Here is an 18,348-nt window from a genome sequence, read left to right as displayed (position 1 = left end):
ATGCAGACACTATTGCAGTTCATGTGCTCTCATCCCATAGGGGGGACGTTGTCGAAGAATGAGTGGGGAAACAACAATTTTCTCGGTGTTACCGCAAAAATCTATAAACCCCATTCGGTGATATGCCGCCAGGAGGACGACAACAGTGAGATATTCATTGTAAAATCGGGCTGGGGCATACTTTATCAGGCACTGCCGGACGGAGAGCGGCAGATCATAGACACTCCCCTCAAGGGGGATGTCGTCGGTTTCCGTGGCTTGGACGGACCCCGTCTTGCGTCGCTGGCGTCCATAACCGAACTAGCTGTTTATGAAATTTCCAGTAAGGAACTGGTCGAGGCCATCCTGTCGGAAGGCCGAATCGGGAAGAAGATCGCCTGCTCCCTGGCGCGCCTGAACGCCATCCTTGCCGAACATCTCATGAATACCGGGCGGCGGAACGCGATGAGGCGTACCGCCCACTTCCTGCTAGAGTTGGAGGTGAGGCTCTCCAGGGTTGGGCTGTCGGCGCATGGAAGGTATGAGTGTCCTCTTGCCCAGCATGAACTGGCCGACATACTCGGCATGACCACGGTTCACGTCAACCGAACGTTAAGGGAGCTCCGCAAGGCCGATCTCGTCTCTTTCAAGTCAGGCCATGTAGAGGTGATCAATCGCAAGAAGCTGGTCGAAACAGCCGGATTCGACAGCGAGTATCTCAGGTAGCGGCTATCTCTCTTGAAGAGATTATCATGACGGGCGGCAACTCGGCCTGTCGCACCGAGGCCGGTGTGTTGCTGAAATATGCGCGGAGCCCCTTTTACTGCGGCAGATCCTGGGGTGGGGCTCAAGCTAAATTGTTGAGCCATGGCTATCAGCGCTGTGCGCTAACCATGTCAACGGCACCTTCAGGAGTTCTGGTCTACCACGGGAATCGCCGCAGGTACCAGCCGATCAACATTCGGCTGCCTGCTAGGTGAGATGGCCAAGTGGTCCTGTGCATGCGTCTTCAGGCGGATTGCAGCCCTTTTGGTCCGGGTTGGCGTCGGTTCCCTGAAAATTATGAAAAAAGCAACCTATGTTAGAGACTGCTTATAAATAAACCCTACACTTACCCAAGTTGGGTGTCTGCTGGGTCGGGAACTAAACAGGACGCAAATGGAGTAATCGAGCCTCGACGTTTCACAAGGCGCAATACCAAGTTTTTCAATGCCAGAGAATGCGGAAACCATATCGGCCGGCGCAAGGCGGCTTGTGTGGAAGAGCGGGTATTGATATGGGCTCCACAGCAGGACTGCACAATTACACTTCGGCAAATCGATCCGGAGTCCCGTCCGGTGGAACGGAAACCGTCCGCGGGCAGACAGGCAGGGAATGCCTCCTCATTCTGGACGGAAGGGCACTAGACCGCGAGTGTCTCGCATCGGCTCTCGTGGACCACGAACTCGGTATGGATGTCACCGCGTGGCGTTCCGTCGAGGAATGGCGCGTCGGAAAGAGCTCTGCCCCTCCCCTTGCAGCCATACTCTTCAACCTTGGCAGTCGGAAGGTTACAGATTATGGCCTCGCTGACGAGATCAGGCACATTTCATCCGAGTTCAAATCGGTCCCTGTGGTCGTCCTGGCCGAGACAGAAGACCTTGCCCAGATACTGACCGCTCTCGAATGCGGTGCACGCGGCTACATTCCGACCTCTGTTGGAATCGATGTCTGTGTCGAGGCAATCAACCTCGCGGCAGCGGGAGGCATCTTCGTGCCGGCGAGCAGTGTCCTTGCTATGCGGCACCTGATAGAGTCGGGCCGCCGCGACACGGAGCCTTTGGCGGGCATTTTCACGCTTAGGCAGGCCGAGGTTGCGCTAGCGCTCCGGCGCGGCAAGGCGAACAAGATCATCGCCTACGAACTGAATTTGCGCGAAAGCACGGTGAAGGTCCACATCCGCAATATCATGAAGAAGCTAAAGGCGACCAACCGCACGGAAGTCGCCTGCAAGGTCAACGATCTTCTCTCAGAAGGAACTCTGCCTGAAGAGTGAGCCCAAGCATAACACTGCCCACCTTGGGTGAATCCTGTGGCCATGTTCGGCTATTCGCCCTATCAAACATGTATTGTGAAAGTCGAAGGGCGGAATCGGCGGCTAATCGGCTGTCTAAGCAGGCTCGGGGAAGGTGTGGCTTCCTACCCATCCTATGGCCTCCTCGATCGTATCGAAATTCTTGTGCTGACCGCTCAGCAGCCCGAATCCCGTTTCGAGGAACCATTTGCCTTTCGTGGAATATGCTTCCTCGTCGATTTGGGTAAGGACCGCCACCAATTGGTCGCGTTTCCACACCAGCACCCCGGATTCTCCGCCTTCAACCGTTCCGATCCGGACTTCGCTGAATGACAATCCAGAAACAGTCTTCGCTTCGCCCATTTTGATGAATTCCTCAGATTCAAAATGGCAATAAAATCCGTGAGCTTTGCAATTTGTTATCAAATCACGCAGTGAGTTCGAGCCGTTTGAGGCGATCTAATTCGGCAATCGACGCTATTGAGTACAGGCGACAACGCGTAACGAAACCGGATCTGAGACGACCGCCGCCAATACAAAGGGCCGGGTCGTGGTCACATCGGCGCCGTCCGCATGATGCGTGCGGTCTCCACCGCGCTCCTTCGCCCAGCCCGGGAACGATTTGAGCCCTATGCCTTGTTGATCGGCAACGAAGTCTGGCACATGGATGCGCCAGCCCGAACGAAGATCTATCGCAGGTCATATTGGATGATCATCATCGAGAAAGAGGTATCCGTTTTGTGCTTCAGGCAGGTCATGCGGATGGTGAGCTGACTGAGGTTCTATCGTGTCGTTCCCCGTCGGGCCGTCGCCAGACGCTGGAGTAACCATACCATGCTTCATTGCCCAAACTGCGGCCTGTGTTCGGTTGCGAACCCGAATCTTTCGAAGGATGGCCTTGACGTGTACCTTCACTGTAGCCTCGGCGATATTAATCTCGCGCGCGATGACTTTGTTGGATTCCCCTCCGATCAAGCGACGCAGAATGGACTTCTCCCGATTTGACAAAATCACTAGTTCTTCACCTTCAATCTCCACTTTAACTGCAGCGCTCGGTAACTCAGCAGCTACAGCATCATTTCTCAACCCTTGTCTGAAATCTTCAATTACCATCGAAGTTTCCGTAGGCAACACGATTTGCCCTAGCGTAACCAATTCGAGAGCTTTAATGAACGTGTCGTAAGCAGCGACCTTTGTCAGATACCCGTTAGCCCCGGCACGAAAAGCTGAGATTATATTGGTCGTTCGACAGTGATCGGCTAGCGCAACGACATGGCTGGTCGGGTAGATCGCCTTAAAGTCTGCAATTTGTGCGAACTCAGCATCCGCGTCAGTATCGCCGACATCTATGATGAGCAAGATGGAACGGTGCTGGGGTAGCGGCTTCTGCAGAAGATCGTGAACAGTCGCCGCGGAGAAAAGAATACGAAAATTTGCCGCATTCAGGGTTCGACTAAGCGCTTCTCGAAGCAACTCGCTCGGCTCGACAAGCACCGTTATGAAAGATTTTCTTGTCATCATCGCTCTCGCTCGGCGCGATTGGGATACACATGTCGATTGGGATGCTCCAAAGCGCCAGCCGCACAGTTTCTTGTGTTCTTAATGTTACGCTCGGAAACCCTTACACCCAAATACCATCTTTAGGCGTAGGGCAGCATCATCGAGGCGTATCCGAATTCTTCAACCTGGGGCTTTTGGTCAAGGGCACGAGCTCTTGGTTTCAGCAGCTCAGGGAGGCGGCCATCGTAGCAAAGGACTGCGCGGCCGTGAGGATTGCCAGGGCTTGTTTTCCGGTGGGCGTGGTGGTGCCTCCGATCTGGCGGGAGAGGGTCGCGGTTTATGCGGCGAGCGGCGGGCTCAGGCGAGCCGCCCCGCGGCAGTCGACCACTCGGGGATGTCGCGCAGGGCCGGGTGAAGCCGACACTGACGCGGGCACGCTGATCTGAGCACACGCCGCACACGCCGAGCTTTAGCAGCTGAGGCAATGCGTGCCGCGGCCGGCCGTGGCGAAGCGAACTGGGTGTGAGTCAAGCGCGCGACGCAGCACTGACACACAGCGCAGATGCTTTTCGGCTTAAAAAAATGGGGAAGTCTGCCAAGTCGCTCCTTTGCAGCACCCCTGCGGCCCGCAATGGACGCGTTGCCTGCCGCGGCCGATTTAGGGTAACGCTGCAAGGGATCTTGCTTTGTCGGGGCCGGAATTCTAGCCAGACGTGAGAGCCGACGAAAGAAACGCGATGCGGCCAGTTTCGCTATGATTACCCGATAGGATTGCCAAGACTGACGGCTTCGTCGCGTCGTTCTTCTGGGCCCGGACAACATAGTGGGAAACGGCCCAGCTATCCTGCCAATGCATGTCGGAGCCACAGAGACGCACGTCGGCAAACCAAGTTTCCGGCCCCCCGTTTCGTTCGATCGCGTTTGTCCTGTCACCATCGAGGAAGCTCTCCTGGAGCGCAGCAATCCGGTTGGACGAGTTTGCCCCAGATTCTCCTTTATCCGAATGGAGTGCCCACAAAGGGACAGTTGTGCTGCCGGCGGTGAAGGGTCACGATCCGGTCGAGCCTTGCTCGACCGGATCGGACGCATCGGGCGGGATGGCCACCATCGAAACAGAAAGCCACACGCCATGGCCGTTAATACAGAATTCAATTGCGAGCCCGTCGCTCCCTCGTCACAGGCGGCCCAGCGCAGGGGATTGAAGGCCATCCTGCTTGTCTTCGGGCTCTCCGGGGTCGCCGCCTTGGGCGGGGCCGCGGCCAAAAACTTAGGGGCACTAGAGATTGTTTCCAGAGCCGTGGCACAGGTCAAGGAAGTCTCCCGACCCGTGATGCAGCCCGTGAGACAGAAGGTCGAAGATGCCTCCGCAGCCGTGATACAAAATGTCGAGGCGGCCTCCGCAGCCGTGGCGCAGAAGGTCGAGGCTGCCTCCGCAGCCGTGGTACAAAACGTCGAGGCGGCCTCCGCAGCCGTGGTACAAAACGTCGAGGCTGCCTCCGCAGCCGCGGCGCAGAAGGTCGAGGAAGTCTCCGCAACCGTTGTGCAGAGGGTCGAGGATGTCTCCGGGGCCATGATGGAGACGGCCGACGATGTTTCCGGAGCCGTGATGCAGAAGGCCGAGGATGTCTCCGGAGCCGCGGGAGCCGTGATGCAGAAGGTATCTGCTGTCATCAATGGCTGGCAAGAACAACCGGTTCAAGCCATGGCCGAACCCTCCCGTGCGATCGCGTCAGGACCGAATGCGGCGGGCGTGGCGTCAGTCGAACGGAGTGTCGAAACCAATGCCGAACTCCCCAAAACCCGCAGCAAGGCACCAAGCGTGCCAACCGGATACCTGTTTGGCGTCGGCGATCGCCTCAAGGTCGCGTTCTACGAGCGCGTCGAGGTCGAGGAAGACAAGTGGGGGCGCGCGCCCTCGGCCTTGCGCGGCATCCTGCAGCGTCCGGAACTGAGCGGCGAATATATTATCCAAGAGGACGGCACGATTTCCGTGCCCTTGCTTGGCTCCATTCCGGTCGCCAACAGGTCTACGCAACAGGTACAGGCCGACCTGGTGGAAACCTTCAATCAACTGCTGGGCCGCGAGGGACTGGTCAACGTCCTGCCGCTGGAACGCCCGCCCATCTACGTGCTGGGGCCGGTCAAGAATTCAGGCTCGTTCAAGTACGCGGCCGGCATGACCGTCCTGCACGCGATCGCGCTAGCAGGCGGACTGGACCGGGCCGAGGGCGAGCCGTGGCAGAAGATGGAAGCCGTACGCGAGATCCAGAAGCGGAGCGGGGCAATCGACGCCATGTTGAAGTTGCTCGCGCGCGCGGCCGTGCTGAAGGCCGAGCGCGACGGTACGAGACCCACAATCCCGCGCCAGTTGCTGGAGCTGGCCGGCGCGACCGAAGCTGCCAAACTCGTCAACGAGCAGAGGGACCGGCGCAAGGCCGTCGCCACGGCCCGCAAGGATCGTGAGCGCGCGACCCTGCGTGCGCTGGACGCGGCCAAGCAGGACGTTGTCGCGTATGGGCGCATGGAGTCGCTCAACGAACTCATCAAGCTGCGCCAGGAGCGCGTCAACAGCATGCGCACGCTCGTGGACCGCAAAGTTGTCAGCATGACCGTGATGGATCAAGTCCAGGGCGAATTGTCCGACGCGGAACAGCGCCGGCAGGACGCCCTCAACCAGTACGCGGCCGCCAAGCAGCGCCTCGCTTCGCTGGAGTCTGAGGTGTTGCGGACCAGAGCCGACCTCAGGATCGATCTGGAGGTCGAGATCGAGACCATGGAGAGTCAGATCGCGGCCAATCAGCGCGAGTTGAACGCCAGCGAAGGCGTCCTGTACACGTTGCCGGTGACCCGCGCCCAGTTTGCGAAGGACGCAAACAGCGCAACTTATCAAATCGTGCGGCAATCGGCTGCCGGGCCGGTCAGCATCGAGACCGTTGGGATGACCCTGTTACAGCCAGGCGACCTCGTCAACATCATCATAGGCGAAAGCGAGCCAAGAGAGCCGGCCGGTTCGTCGGTCCCAACCGTGTCGCCGAGCTGCGAGAGCTTGCCGGCAGCGTGCAATCCCAACGATGTCGAGCCTGCCCGCGTGGTGAGGGAGGAGAGGGTCGGTCCGAATTGACGCCCGGCAAGGACATTGGTCTGCATGGCTGGTCTGCGTGGATGAACTCGTCGGCACGAAGTGGGAAGCGCGAACCGACCACTCGCCGTCGCCGACAGCTTGAACCGATTCATGATCGAGCATGTCCGCCTCCGCTTGTCCGCTTGCATGTCCGCCTCCGCTCAGGAGTTCGGACCACTGACAAAGGTTGCAGTGAGATGACATCGAACGGGATGCAGGTGCCAATCAAGGGGGATTGGTCAAAGATCTCGGAATTTTGTCACGACGCGTACGCCCGAGCGAAATTTGCGCACTGGCTACTCAGCTGCTGAATTCAGATCAAGACGCTCGGCTCAGCCTCCATGCTAAAGTGTACAGCAAGCTTTTTTGTCCAGAAAGGCGCGGGTTTCGGCGAATTGGGGAGCGGTTATTGTAAGCTTAGCCTTCGCATGTGCAATAATTGCTCATCAGATGCAATCGACGTAACTGACGCGTGCCGCCACCTGGGAGAAGCCTGCCAATTTTCAATTTGCCAAGATCGATGGTATCCATCTACCTTTCGCCGATAATAGTCTTGATTTTGTGTTTAGTGGTCGGTTGATGGAGCACCTCCACCCCGATGACGCAGTAAGGCAGCTTTCGCAGCTATACCGTGTTCTTGTACCTGGCGGTGCCTACTACTGCATCACTACACACGCGGTCACGGGTCCTCACGACATTCGGTATACTTTGACAAAGTTGCATGTGGATTCCACCTGAAGGAATATAGCTATCGTGAGCTGTCACGCGCGTTTACGGGGATTGGCCTCGAAAGCAGGCTGTGCTGTTCGGCCATGGGGCGTTAATGAGCTCGTTGCTGCCAACAACGCTGTCGATACCGCCAAGTTCAGCCTGCTCCCCAACGAACTGCGCTTGCCGCCAAGCGAAGTTGTGGGATCGAGATTCCCATCATGTCGAGACCAATCCTGCCCATCCGACGAATACGCCATAAAAGCGTTGTATCGGACGCCAGTGATCGGTTGTAAGATGCTTCAGCAAGCGACCATTCATCACAGGCAACTTTGACGGGGTCATTGTAGTATGTCCGGATTTTCTCGACCCCCATTCCGGGTGTGGCTAACCATGTCGGAATATGATGGCGTAACCGATCAACGTCGGTTAGCACTTTATTGAGACCGGTACCCGCCGCCGGATCGCTGGTAGCAAAACTGTCACCAGCCAATACCAGACCGGGTTGCTGTTCGTGATTCTGCGCGGCGTAAAGATCAACGGGTCGAATCTGAATATCGCTTGACACGACAGCATCACCAAGGAGACGCTTCAATCGGGGCATTACCGCATACAATGCAGATAACGGCGATGTGCGCACTTCCTGACACCACGGATGGCGTATATCACCATGGTAGACGAACACATTGGCGCGCATTCTTGAACCAATCGGAAACATGCTCACATAACCCATGGGCCCTGGCTTTTCCGCAAAATACGTTAAAGCTTGAAATTTGAAACCAGCTTTAGAGGTGAGATCAAAACCAACACTGATCGAGTGGCATTTACTGATCTCGGATCGCGTGATCGCACCCCGGACGACATTGTTTAAGCCGGTCGCCACCACAATCAATCGGGTCGACCATGTGTCACCATTTGACAGGGTAACTTTCTGCCGGTCGGAGCTCGTCGTTATTTTGGTCACTTTAGCGCAGATGAATTGGACACTATCTGGAATCTGGCGGCGAATAACATTTACCAAATCCTGATAAGCCATCCCATATTCGCAAGGCTCGCCGTGTTTCCCATGCTTTTTACCGATGACATAACCGTGACGGGCCACCGATATCTCAGTCATCGGTGTCGCAGCCGCCAATACGGCATCCGCCAGCCCGGTTTTTTTGAGCAAGTCGACTTGATCGTCATCGAGTTTTTCGCAGCGAAACTCCACTGGATAGACTTGATGGATATCAACAAGGATGGTCGAAATCTCCATCCGGCCAAGCATCGCAGCGACTAACGAGCCGGCGGTACCACCCCCGAGGACCGCTACATCAATATTATTCAATTCCCGCTCCTCCGCTCACCACTTCATTGACAGCACGATCATGACGGCACCAACGGTGTCGAAGAAAATTCAAGACTCCGTCTTTTGCTGCAAAACCAAACTAGCGCGCTCGTTTATCACGCGACCAAACCGCGCAATCCACAGTTCGGTAAACAGCTTTGACGCAATCCCCTCCATCGACCCGCCAGTCTCGCGAAGCAACTTGAAGTGCTTCTCCTCAATTTTCTCGCAGCAAAAATCCTCCGCACAGGGATGATGCACGTCGATCAGGACGATCGAAATCCGGCTCGCCCGAGCGTCGCGGCGGCGATAGAGCCGCCCCAGACCGCCTCCTACAATCCCAATATCTGCACTATACATCATCGTCTACCGCAGATAAACCGCATTATACCATACTTTTTCGCGAAGCGCTATGATGTATCCCACACCATTTCAAACTCACGATCGTCCAGTCAGAGAAACATGCGATGCAAGGATCGTCTTGTCTTGCGAAAAACCTGCCGCAGCGGCGGCTTTACTAACGGCGTTTTGGCATACCATGTATCTATATAATGGATCGCCATTCGCACCGCAACGAAAATACGACCGAGCAAAGTTCTGCTATCAAAATGGAAAAACAGAAGCAAATTGATATCGGACCACGAAAGCTTATAAGGCTCGTCGCCGATCGTGAAATCGAATTTCTGAATCTTCCGGCCAATGGCATATTGCATCATTTCCTGAATATGCTGACGCCCGGGACTGTATTTGGCAAACTCCTCCAGATAACTCGACATCACCAGTGAATAACTGGAATTGAACCGGAGACCCAGACCCGTCGCCACCGGAATCCCATCCACATCCAGCCGCGTGACATGGATGACCTCGCGCAACCGAGGATTGGCGACAATCGCCAAATAAAATTCGCGAAAACCCGGACGTTCGAACATATCATGAACACCCATTCGGGCATAGCTGCTCCGTTTTTGTTCGATCAGCTTTGCAATGGTGCACTCGACCTCGGTCTGATCTTGCACGTCTACAAAGCGAATCGCGCCGCCACCTTGCTTGGCGAGGTTTTTGGCCTTGCGCCGGTGGGTATGCAGCGTCGAATTCGAAAACTTTGACGCATAAAACCGATTCCAGTTCGCTTCCGGGAGGGTTGCGACATGTCCGGCGCAATTAGCCAGCAAGACCGGCAACTCGAGAAAGGGATTAGGTTGAGAGCCGACAACACTGGGCATATTGTAAAATTCAACAGTGTCGAAACGAAGTCGAGGATAGTCTTGAATCGCCCGAATTATGTCTTTCCACAGGCGGCCGAATCGCCCAGGTTTCACGTGATCGCTAAAATTTATCGCCAGAATGGGCGAATTATAATCGCACAATTCCGATCCAAACCAGACCAGCCGGCGGATCAGACTATGGCGTTCGATCGCCAATGGCAGAATAAAAACCGCCACGCCGGTATCGTCGAGACCCAGCACGATCACCGGGATCAGTCTCTCTTTGGAGCCGATGTGGTGATACCATTCCATCTGCCAATCAAACAATTGGAATACGGTACAATCCGCATGCTGCTCTAATGTTCTCCATTGAGCTTCCACCGCGTCCATATCGGTGAAAATTTGCAGAGCAATATTCGTCGTCGTCATTGGGTGTGCCTATGTAACAGAGGTTTAGCCAGTCCTGCTGCTAGAGAATGTTCTGCTTGAAATCCCAAAAGGTAGCGTGCCTTGTCCGGGTCGCCGATCGAATTATAGGGAAGAACTTGCGGATGACTTCGCCCGCAGGCTGCTCCAGTCTGAACAGCAAGTTGCGCGTGATCAGGAAGCCACTCAAAATGAAGAACAGTTGGACCCGCAGCGCTCCCGCCCCGATGCGGAAGTGCGTTTTGACCCACGGCCAGCCGAAGTGCTCGACGCCGACGAGTCCGATCGCGATGGCCCACGGGCCATCCAATTGCAGTCGACAATCCAGCGCCATAATCGGTGTCTCCTCAAGTCTGGAGCGGCGACGCGGTCGGTCGGTCGTGTGCGGGGCCGGCCGCAGAATCCAGTTTCATCGCGAAGGCCAAAATCAGGGCGGCACATGCACCCTCGATGCTGACCGCGAGCGTCCAGCCTAGGACCAGGCCTTGAAGTCCATCAAGCTTCGCCCCCGCGACCACGAAGCACAGCTCCAGCAATCCGCCAAGCGCGAACCAGCGAGATGCCTTGCGCATCCTGTCGCCCAACCGCGCCAGCGTACAGGCATGAAATTTGAGCGTTGATCCCAACAGGCTGAAGCCGAGGAAGTGTAGGCTCGAACCGGCGATCTCAGGATAGACCGGATTGAAGACCGCAAGGATCTCCTGCGAATAGGTAAAGACGAAGACGGCACAGGCCAGCGAGAAGAGCAATGACGCCGACAGCGACACAAGGATGTCGTGTCTGGATTGTTTCGGGCTTGTTCTGATCACAGGGAACAGGATCGTGGCCATGGCTGCTGGAATCAACGAGGCCGTGAAGACCAGCATCCACAACGGCATGAGGGCGGCATTTGTGATCGGCGACAGGAGAACCAGCACAAGGTAGGGCATGATGACGACTGGTGCCTGTGAGGCGACATCGAGCGCGTAGTGGTCGAAGACCTTGCTTCGGAGCGTATGGAGCAGCTGGAAATCGGGAGGCCCAACGAGGCGACGCGCACCGCCCCGGGTCAAGAGATCGACGCCGATACAGGACGCCACCAGGCTGGCCACCCAGCTCAGAAGAAGCGCGGCATTGGAGGTGTAGCCAGCGGCAGCGGCGACGGCGATCAGCATCAGCTTGAACGTGGAGAACAGCACCTGCCGGATCATCCTGCCGGTGCTGCGCAGGTTGCCGACGAGCGCCAGATCGACCATCGCGCAGAGTACGGTCAGGCAGCAGCCGAGGACGAACGTAACAGCCTCGAACCAGCCGCCGATCGGCCCGGTCGAGCTGTTGAGGTACGCCTCCCCGAAGACAAACAACAAGGCCAGGCCGACCCCCAGCGCCACCCCGACGGACGCTGCAGCGGCCACGAGGCCGCGCCCCTTGCCGGGATGCCGTACGATTTCACCCATCAGCAGGGTCCCGAGCCCGGCTTCGCCCAGCAGGCCGACGAGCGCCATCACGGACAGGAGGGCGGAGGCCTTGCCGATCACCTCCGGCGGAAACAGCCGGGCCGCGAGCCACCAATAGACAAACCCAAGACCGGCCGTTGCAATCGTTCCGATCGCCACAGCGCCGGAATTCAGAACGAGCGCGGCGCTCTTTTGAAGCTCTCGCCGGACGCGAATAATGGCTGTCCCCACGAGACCTATTGGCATGATGGCTCCCCCGAACCTTGCTGCGCCGGTACCGCTGACCTGCTAGCGGCTGGGCACACGACGTCCCGGTAGACCTGCTCGATCCGAGTCACGACCGCTCCTGCCTTGAGGCGCCCGACTCGGGCGAGGCTTGTCGCCTCCAGGCGAGCGAGCAAGGCGCGGTCCTGCAGAAGGGTCTGCATTGCGTGGGCAAGGACGTGCGCATCCCCGGGCGGCACGAGAAGCCCGGTTTGGCCATGATCGACGAGATCCGGCATGCCGCCCACGCCGGTTGCGACGACCGCCTTGCCGGAAGCCATCGCTTCCATGATGACCGTCGCGCAGGCTTCGGGCCCGACCGACGGCAGCACCCCGAACAGTGAGCGCCGCCACGCATGCATGATGGCGGAATGCGGCCATGCATTGAAGACGCGAACGCTCGGCGGAAACTCTGTTGGCGTATCGGCGACCCGGCGCCCGATCAGGACCAGCTGCGGCGCCCGTTCCAGGCCGGCATAGGCTTGCAGGAGAACGTCAATGCCCTTGAGGCGCATCATATCACCGACGAACAGGATGAATTCACCCTGGGGTAGCTCACGCAGACAGGGATGTTCCGGGCCAAGCATCGCAACATCATCGGGCACAAAGTTGGGGATGATCTCGTAGGGGGCGCGGCCTTCGATCAGTCCGGTGTGGCGCGCCACCGCGTGGCTCACCGCGATGAAACGGTCCACCGCGCGCCGAGCGGCAAAACTCGACGCCCAGTTGCCCAAAGTGGTGGCGGCTGCCTTCACCGCCCCGTAATGTCCTGCGGCGCAGGGCAGGCACTTGGCCGGCGCTGGGCCACTGCAGAGACGGGCGCCCAAATGCATGAAGTTCTTCTTGGCGCAGACAAGGCCGTAATCGTGGAGCGTAACCACGAGGCGCGCCCTACTCCAACCTTTGAGCAGCAGGAAGGACGCGTAGATCCAGTTATGGGCGTGGACTATGTCCGGCTCCTCCCGAGCGACCAGCCGCCTCAGGGCAAGCACCAATTCGGGATCTGGAAAGGGCGGTGCATGGCGCCGCCCGGGATCGGTGTGAAGGCCCGACAGGCGCTGGAGCGTTCCCTGCAGGCGATGCACGCGGACCGCGCCGTCCAGCTCGGTTTCAGGCGATCCAGGATGCATCAAAGTCCCGACGCTGACATGATGGCCCCGCTGCGCCAGCGCCGCGCCGAGATTGCGGACGTGCCGCTCCTCTCCCCCGATCACCGGAGGATAGAACTGTGATAGCAGCAGGATGCGCATGGTCCAGCCTCGTTCTAGATGCGCGGCACCATCGTCGAAACGCTGCGATAGAGCCGGTTGTCTTCCGGTCGATAGAGCCGCGCCTCGGCCGTCTGGCGAGTTCCCAAGACGGGCACCGCGATTTTCCGTGTCCAGGTGTCGCCCGGCGCGATGGTGAGCGATCGGAAGATGGCGAACGGCTGCCCATCAAGGGTGATTTCCAGGTCGAATCGCTGAGGTTGGGTCTCGGCGCTCCTGATGCCGACGGTGATCTGGCCGGACTCGCCACTGGCCGACGGCAACAACCAGAACGCGGTGTATTTGAATTCCCGGTAGGCCGCTTCGTCCCGGACAGCAACCGCGTAGGCTCCGGTCGCCACAAGCAGCGCTAGCATGAGCGCGGCCCCCTGCCAGAACCGGATCCGCGCTGGTGCCGGCCAGGCTGGCAGATCGGGAGTGTCGCGGCGCCCGGCCGCCAGCAGCGCCGCGGCGGCCGTCACGGCCCAGAACCACAGCGCCCACCCGAGCGGTGTAAGGAAGCCTGCGGCGTTCAGGGCAAAGCCCCCGGCAATGCCGGCGGCGAGGCTTGCTCCGACCGCGTAGACCAGGTGTTGCAAGGCGGAGGTGGTCCTGACACCCATGGCCCGCAGCACCACGTGGCCCGAGACGAAAAACACCATGGGCGCGCCCAGGACAGTACGCAGGAGCAAGCTGTCGCTAACCGAAACGGCAGCCACTGCGGCCCCCGCCCACAGGCACGCGGCCAGAAGGTCCCACTTGCTACCAATTCTCATGCAATCCTCTCACATCGTAGATGACGATCCAGCCGTTGTCGTAGATGCGGGTGACGCCCTTGACGTCATTGAACTTGAGCAGCGCTGCGCCCGAGAGCGGAGTTCCCTGCTGGGCTTGCCACGGCTGAAAGTAAAAGCCGAGCACCGGCGGAGCCGTGGTCAGGCGAAGGTCAATGAGCAGGAAATCGATGTCGCTTCGCGCCAACGCCCAAAACTCGTCGGGCCCCAATGTCTCGGCATCGAATATGCGCGCGGGATCGATCCCTTTGACGATGGTGACTCTGACGTCCTGCCGGCCGTAACCCGCAAGCAGAAGACGGTTGATACGGTCGGTGGTGAACCGGTTGCCGGGACCGAGCCATTCCCTGGCCCAGAGTGCCGTTTCGATCCCCATCGGCTCGATCGATTCCTGATCTGCACCCACCCTGTAGCGCCCATGGATCGGATTAATCGAAGAACTCGTCACGCCGCCTAGGACCATGATCACCAAGGCAACGGCAGGCGCGATGCGGCGCCACCCGCGTGGCGCGCGACCCTGCCAGAAGTGGACGATGCTCACCGCGACGACCAGTCCAACGCCGATGAACACGAACGTTCCCATGCGGTTGCCGATTTCCCAGCCGGCGACGGTCAGTCGGAAGGCCACCGAGACTGGGAGGCCGAAGGCCAGCAAGCTGAGCAGCACGAGGCGGCTGTCGCGCCAGCGGCGTTTGAGAATGCCGTGGATGGGACGCCAACCGGATCGCGCACCGCTCGGCGCTGCCAGGGCCAGCGACCGAAAGAATCCCGTTGCCAGTCCGAGCGCCACCAGCAGGAGCGCCAGCAAAGTGGTGAGCCGCATGTAGAGGGCCTTGTCCGGCGCTCCGAGGTGCTCCGACGGCGGGGTGGGCGCGCCTCGGATCTTCCCGAGCAATGTGTCGAAGCCGGACTCGATCACCGGACCGAGATAGCCTGTGAGAGGGACGTCACGGGCCTGCACCCACAGGATCGGCAGGGCTATGGCGAGGATGGCGGCGAGACCCACGGCAATGCTGGTCTTGATCCGAAGGGAGTCTTGCCGGCGCAAAGCCTCGAGGGCCGCTAGCGCTCCGAAATAGATGGCGGCGAAGGCGGCCGAGAGGTGATGCGTGACCGCGAGGCTTGCCAACAGCAATGCAATCAACCCGAGCGACTTCAGCCTCGGTTGCCCGACGAGATCCTTGGACGCTGCTTCAACCGCGAAAGTCAGCAGGCACAGCACCATGCCGAGGCTCTCGTAAGAGAACATCGAGTCGAACAGGAAGAAGGTTGAGCAACCCATATAGGCCAGACAGGCGACGGCCGAGATACGCGGCGATCCGGCGATGCTTTCAAGGAACAGAAACAGTGCACCGATGAACGTGCCCTTAAGGATGACCAACAAGAGCGCTCCCGCCACAAACAAGGGCAGTCCCGTCAAATCGACGATCGCGGTCGTCAGGATTTCCAGGCCGGGGTAGCTTGACCCGACAGGAAAAAGCGGGTTGGACAGGAACAGCCGCCGGGCCGTGATGAGATCCTCGGCCGCGATCCAGTGCAAAACCTCGTCGTAACCGCTGAAGCTTGTCGGGGAATAGACTAGCTTGCAGTAGAACAGGGCTTCGGCAAGCAGGAACAGGAGCACCAGGCGCTCACCCCTGGCTGTTGTCGGCCAGGCGATGCGAAGGCTGATCGGAGCGACCAGGAGAACGACACCGGACCAGAAGAGCGGCGCCGCCACGTCATAGTCCCGGCGCCCGGCTGCGTGCCCGGCCACGACCAGGAGTAGAGCCGCGGCGATCGTTAGGCATAGAGCCGCGATCCATCCGGAACTGGCGCGTTGCGATGGGGCATCGGCGCTGCCGTCGCGAAGGTCGGGACCGACAACGGCCGAGACGAATCGGATCCCGACCTGGAGCGGGTTGATCCTGGTTCCTGCGGTGAAATGAGCTGGCAACATCAGCATCATACTCTCCTCGCAGGAGACCAGGATGTCAGGCCACCGGGGGGAAAGGGGACAGTGGATCGGTTGCCGAGGACATCATAATAGACGTCGCTAAGCGCGTGCGCGCAAGCATCCCAGTCGGGCAGCGCCAAATCCGGGACCTCCCGACGGGACTCGAGTTCCTCGGCCATGGCGGCGGCCAGCTCTCCCGGACCGGCGTTGCACGGGATTGCCCGGCACAGGCCATTGGTGGCCAGCTCCCGCAGACCGGACGTGTCGCTGACGAGGACCGGACGGCGAAGTGAAAGGGCTTCCATCACGGCGACCGGATGGGCTTCGTATTCGCTGAACAGTATGAAGAGCGCGGCGCTCGCCAGGAGGTCTGCCATTTTCTGCCGCTCGGATCCGGGGATTCCCGCAATGGTGACCCGCTTTTCGAGGCCGAGCGTCGCGACGAGGCGTCGTAATTCTCCCTCGTACGGGCCTCTTCCGACGATGTGCAGTCGGGCATCCGGTACCCGGCGGATCAGTTCGGGCAAGGCCGCAATCGCCCGGTGATGGCCCTTGTAACGCTCCAACCTGCCGCCCGAGACGATCAGGTGCGGATCGACCTTGACGCCGGGGCTCGCAACCGGCATCGCGGCACCGTTCGGGATGACCACAAACCGTTCCCGCGGCACGCCCATCCTCGCGCTGAAGAAGCTGGCTTCGAATTCGGAGACGCCAATCAGCCGCGCGGCCCGGGCCACTAGCGGCCGGAGCAGCGCGTGCTGCGTGCCGCGCATGGCGTTGCGCAGCCGGGAGGAATGCCCGCCGCTGTGGAAGGTCAGGATGAACGGAAGGTCCCCGCGGGCGGCCGCCAGCAGCCCGATCGGCGCCACGAAGCTGTTGTAACCTTGGAAATGGATCAGATCCCAAACCCCGCGCCGGATGGCGGTATAAATGCGGGGCGCCACGTAGAGGTCCAGCTCCCTCGGCCAGGCCGGCACGCGCTGCACGCGCATGCCGCGCACCGCCTCCTCAACCGGCAGCTGCCCCGAAGGATCGGTAGTGAGCACGTCAACAGCGTGGCCACGCGCAGCCAAGCGAGGGCCGACCTCCTGGATGTGAGTTTCGATGCCGCCCATGAAGGGGTAGCAGCGAGCGGCAACCATCAGGATTCGCATCGGGGTTGTCCACCGTCATCACAGGCTGTGGCGCTCCGCCTGTGCTGTTGGTGCAGCCTCTCGCGCAGGATGGTTTTGAGGACGCGCCAGCCGTCCGGGATGGCGCGCAGGTGGCTCACACCGCTGATGCGCCGAGCCTCGAAACTTGCCACCTCGACGATATTGAGGTGGTTCTTCAAAGCTCGCACGTTGATGAGGGTCTCGATCTCGAACCCGTCGCAATCGCAGTTCAGCGTGGCGACGTGCTTGGTCCAGAAGGCTATGTATCCGTAGCATAGATCGGAGAACCAACCGCCATAGAGCAGCCGCACGAACAGGGTCAGGCCCGTGTTGCCGAACATCCGGAACAGCGACATGTCACCGGTGCCGGCGCCCTGGATAAATCGTGAACCCTTAACGAGATCCGCGCCGGCCATCAGCGCACTGACAAACACGATCGCCTCCTCCGGGACCATGGAGCCGTCGGCGTCCAGCATGACGATGATGTCGCCTGTGGCGGCCAGGAATCCCGCTTGCAGTGCAGCGCCCTTGCCCCGGCGGGGCTCCATGACAACCTTCACGTCCTCGCGCAGGCGGCGCGCGACCGCGACCGTGTCGTCGGTGGAACGGCCATCCACGATAACGATCTCATGCGCCCAGTTGGGGATGCGCGGCAGAAGCCAAGGGAGGTTCTCGGCTTCATTGAGCGTCGGGACGACAAAGCTGACTCGAGGCAGAATCAACGATCGCCGCAGCGCGAAATTGATCGAGTCAGGCGGCGATGCGGCACCGATGGGGGCGACAATGCTGGAAAGACGGGCGTTCATGGCAGCGCTTTAAGGTCGTACGATGGAACCCAGGGGGCGGGCTGAAAGCGCGCCAGGACTGGCGATAGGTATCGGGCGAGATGATGGACCGGGTCATACGTCCGGTGCTCCACATCGCGCGCGCGCAAATGCGCGGCCAGCGACAAGCCGTGGGGGCCAGCTCCAATGACCGCCACATCCACGGATGTGCTTGATCCAATCATATGCGGGCTCCCGGCCATAGTGGAAAGAAGAATGAAGATGAGATGAAATAAGATCTGTTGCAGCCCCCTAATTTTAGGTTGTATGCGAGCATTACCTATGCATATCTTAAATGAAAGGACGATGGATGGTTAGGAAAAGACAATAGATGATTAGCTCTTTTGGGGTATCTCTTCAGGTTATTTCCAGCC

Annotated in this window: 16 protein-coding genes; 4 read left to right on the top strand and 12 right to left on the bottom strand. The window is 59.3% G+C overall.

Annotation, left to right across the window (positions count from 1 at the left end):
• Positions 1-48: 48 nt before the first annotated feature.
• Together NKJ32_RS05345 and NKJ32_RS05340 are read left to right on the top strand one after the other, a co-directional pair.
• Positions 49-705, top strand: coding sequence for a Crp/Fnr family transcriptional regulator (locus tag NKJ32_RS05345; RefSeq protein WP_352623059.1), 657 nt, complete (start codon positions 49-51; stop codon positions 703-705).
• A 550-nt stretch (positions 706-1,255) separates the two neighbouring features.
• The gene (locus NKJ32_RS05340; protein WP_352623058.1) at positions 1,256-2,014 is read left to right on the top strand and encodes a LuxR C-terminal-related transcriptional regulator; all 759 of its coding nucleotides are present in this window, start codon (positions 1,256-1,258) and stop codon (positions 2,012-2,014) included.
• A gap of 114 nt (positions 2,015-2,128) precedes the next feature.
• Here the strand turns inward: NKJ32_RS05340 and NKJ32_RS05335 are convergent, their stop codons facing one another.
• Positions 2,129-2,395: a hypothetical protein gene (locus tag NKJ32_RS05335; RefSeq protein WP_352623057.1), complete on the bottom strand. Its 267-nt coding sequence runs from the start codon at positions 2,393-2,395 to the stop codon at positions 2,129-2,131.
• A gap of 336 nt (positions 2,396-2,731) precedes the next feature.
• Positions 2,732-3,550 (bottom strand): LuxR C-terminal-related transcriptional regulator, encoded by an 819-nt coding sequence (locus NKJ32_RS05330; RefSeq protein ID WP_352623056.1) that lies wholly within the window; start codon positions 3,548-3,550, stop codon positions 2,732-2,734.
• Positions 3,551-4,661: 1,111 nt separating this feature from the next.
• On the opposite strand from NKJ32_RS05330, the gene NKJ32_RS05325 reads away from it, so the two are divergent.
• Positions 4,662-6,653 carry a polysaccharide biosynthesis/export family protein gene (locus NKJ32_RS05325; protein ID WP_352826965.1) on the top strand — a complete coding sequence of 664 codons (1,992 nt, stop codon included), beginning with the start codon at positions 4,662-4,664 and terminating at the stop codon, positions 6,651-6,653.
• Between the two features lie 465 nt (positions 6,654-7,118).
• Entirely contained in the window at positions 7,119-7,391 is a 273-nt protein-coding gene (locus NKJ32_RS05320) for a class I SAM-dependent methyltransferase (protein WP_352827125.1), read from the top strand.
• 127 nt (positions 7,392-7,518) lie between these two features.
• On the opposite strand, the gene NKJ32_RS05315 is transcribed toward NKJ32_RS05320, so the two are convergent.
• The 10 genes from NKJ32_RS05315 to NKJ32_RS05270 all read right to left on the bottom strand — a co-directional run bounded on the left by NKJ32_RS05315 (position 7,519) and on the right by NKJ32_RS05270 (position 17,956).
• Positions 7,519-8,688: an FAD-dependent oxidoreductase gene (locus NKJ32_RS05315; RefSeq protein WP_352826964.1), complete on the bottom strand. Its 1,170-nt coding sequence runs from the start codon at positions 8,686-8,688 to the stop codon at positions 7,519-7,521.
• 69 nt (positions 8,689-8,757) lie between these two features.
• On the bottom strand, positions 8,758-9,051 hold the full coding sequence (locus NKJ32_RS05310) for a hypothetical protein (RefSeq protein ID WP_352826963.1): 294 nt from the start codon (positions 9,049-9,051) through the stop codon (positions 8,758-8,760).
• 89 nt (positions 9,052-9,140) lie between these two features.
• A complete protein-coding gene (locus tag NKJ32_RS05305) occupies positions 9,141-10,322 on the bottom strand; it encodes a GNAT family N-acetyltransferase (RefSeq protein ID WP_352826962.1) in 1,182 nt (393 codons plus the stop codon).
• A gap of 40 nt (positions 10,323-10,362) precedes the next feature.
• Positions 10,363-10,653: a hypothetical protein gene (locus NKJ32_RS05300; protein WP_352591366.1), complete on the bottom strand. Its 291-nt coding sequence runs from the start codon at positions 10,651-10,653 to the stop codon at positions 10,363-10,365.
• Positions 10,654-10,666: 13 nt separating this feature from the next.
• On the bottom strand, positions 10,667-12,001 hold the full coding sequence (locus NKJ32_RS05295; RefSeq protein WP_352591363.1) for a lipopolysaccharide biosynthesis protein: 1,335 nt from the start codon (positions 11,999-12,001) through the stop codon (positions 10,667-10,669).
• Positions 11,992-13,269, bottom strand: coding sequence for a glycosyltransferase family 4 protein (locus tag NKJ32_RS05290; RefSeq protein WP_352826961.1), 1,278 nt, complete (start codon positions 13,267-13,269; stop codon positions 11,992-11,994). The genes NKJ32_RS05295 and NKJ32_RS05290 overlap by 10 nt, the downstream gene beginning before the upstream one ends.
• Positions 13,270-13,283: 14 nt before the next feature.
• On the bottom strand, positions 13,284-13,928 hold the full coding sequence (locus NKJ32_RS05285; protein WP_352826960.1) for a hypothetical protein: 645 nt from the start codon (positions 13,926-13,928) through the stop codon (positions 13,284-13,286).
• A 100-nt stretch (positions 13,929-14,028) separates the two neighbouring features.
• Complete coding sequence (locus tag NKJ32_RS05280) at positions 14,029-16,005, bottom strand: putative glycosyltransferase family protein (RefSeq protein WP_352826959.1); 1,977 nt, start codon at positions 16,003-16,005, stop codon at positions 14,029-14,031.
• Positions 16,005-17,150 (bottom strand): glycosyltransferase family 4 protein, encoded by a 1,146-nt coding sequence (locus tag NKJ32_RS05275; RefSeq protein WP_352826958.1) that lies wholly within the window; start codon positions 17,148-17,150, stop codon positions 16,005-16,007. The genes NKJ32_RS05280 and NKJ32_RS05275 overlap by 1 nt, the downstream gene beginning before the upstream one ends.
• Positions 17,138-17,956 carry a glycosyltransferase family 2 protein gene (locus NKJ32_RS05270; protein ID WP_352826957.1) on the bottom strand — a complete coding sequence of 273 codons (819 nt, stop codon included), beginning with the start codon at positions 17,954-17,956 and terminating at the stop codon, positions 17,138-17,140. The genes NKJ32_RS05275 and NKJ32_RS05270 overlap by 13 nt, the downstream gene beginning before the upstream one ends.
• Positions 17,957-18,348: the final 392 nt, after the last annotated feature.

Source organism: Mesorhizobium sp. M0159 (assembly GCF_040322295.1).
GTDB lineage: Bacteria > Pseudomonadota > Alphaproteobacteria > Rhizobiales > Rhizobiaceae > Mesorhizobium.
Note: the sequence above shows the minus strand (reverse complement) of the source record. Positions and strands in the feature narration are given on the sequence as shown.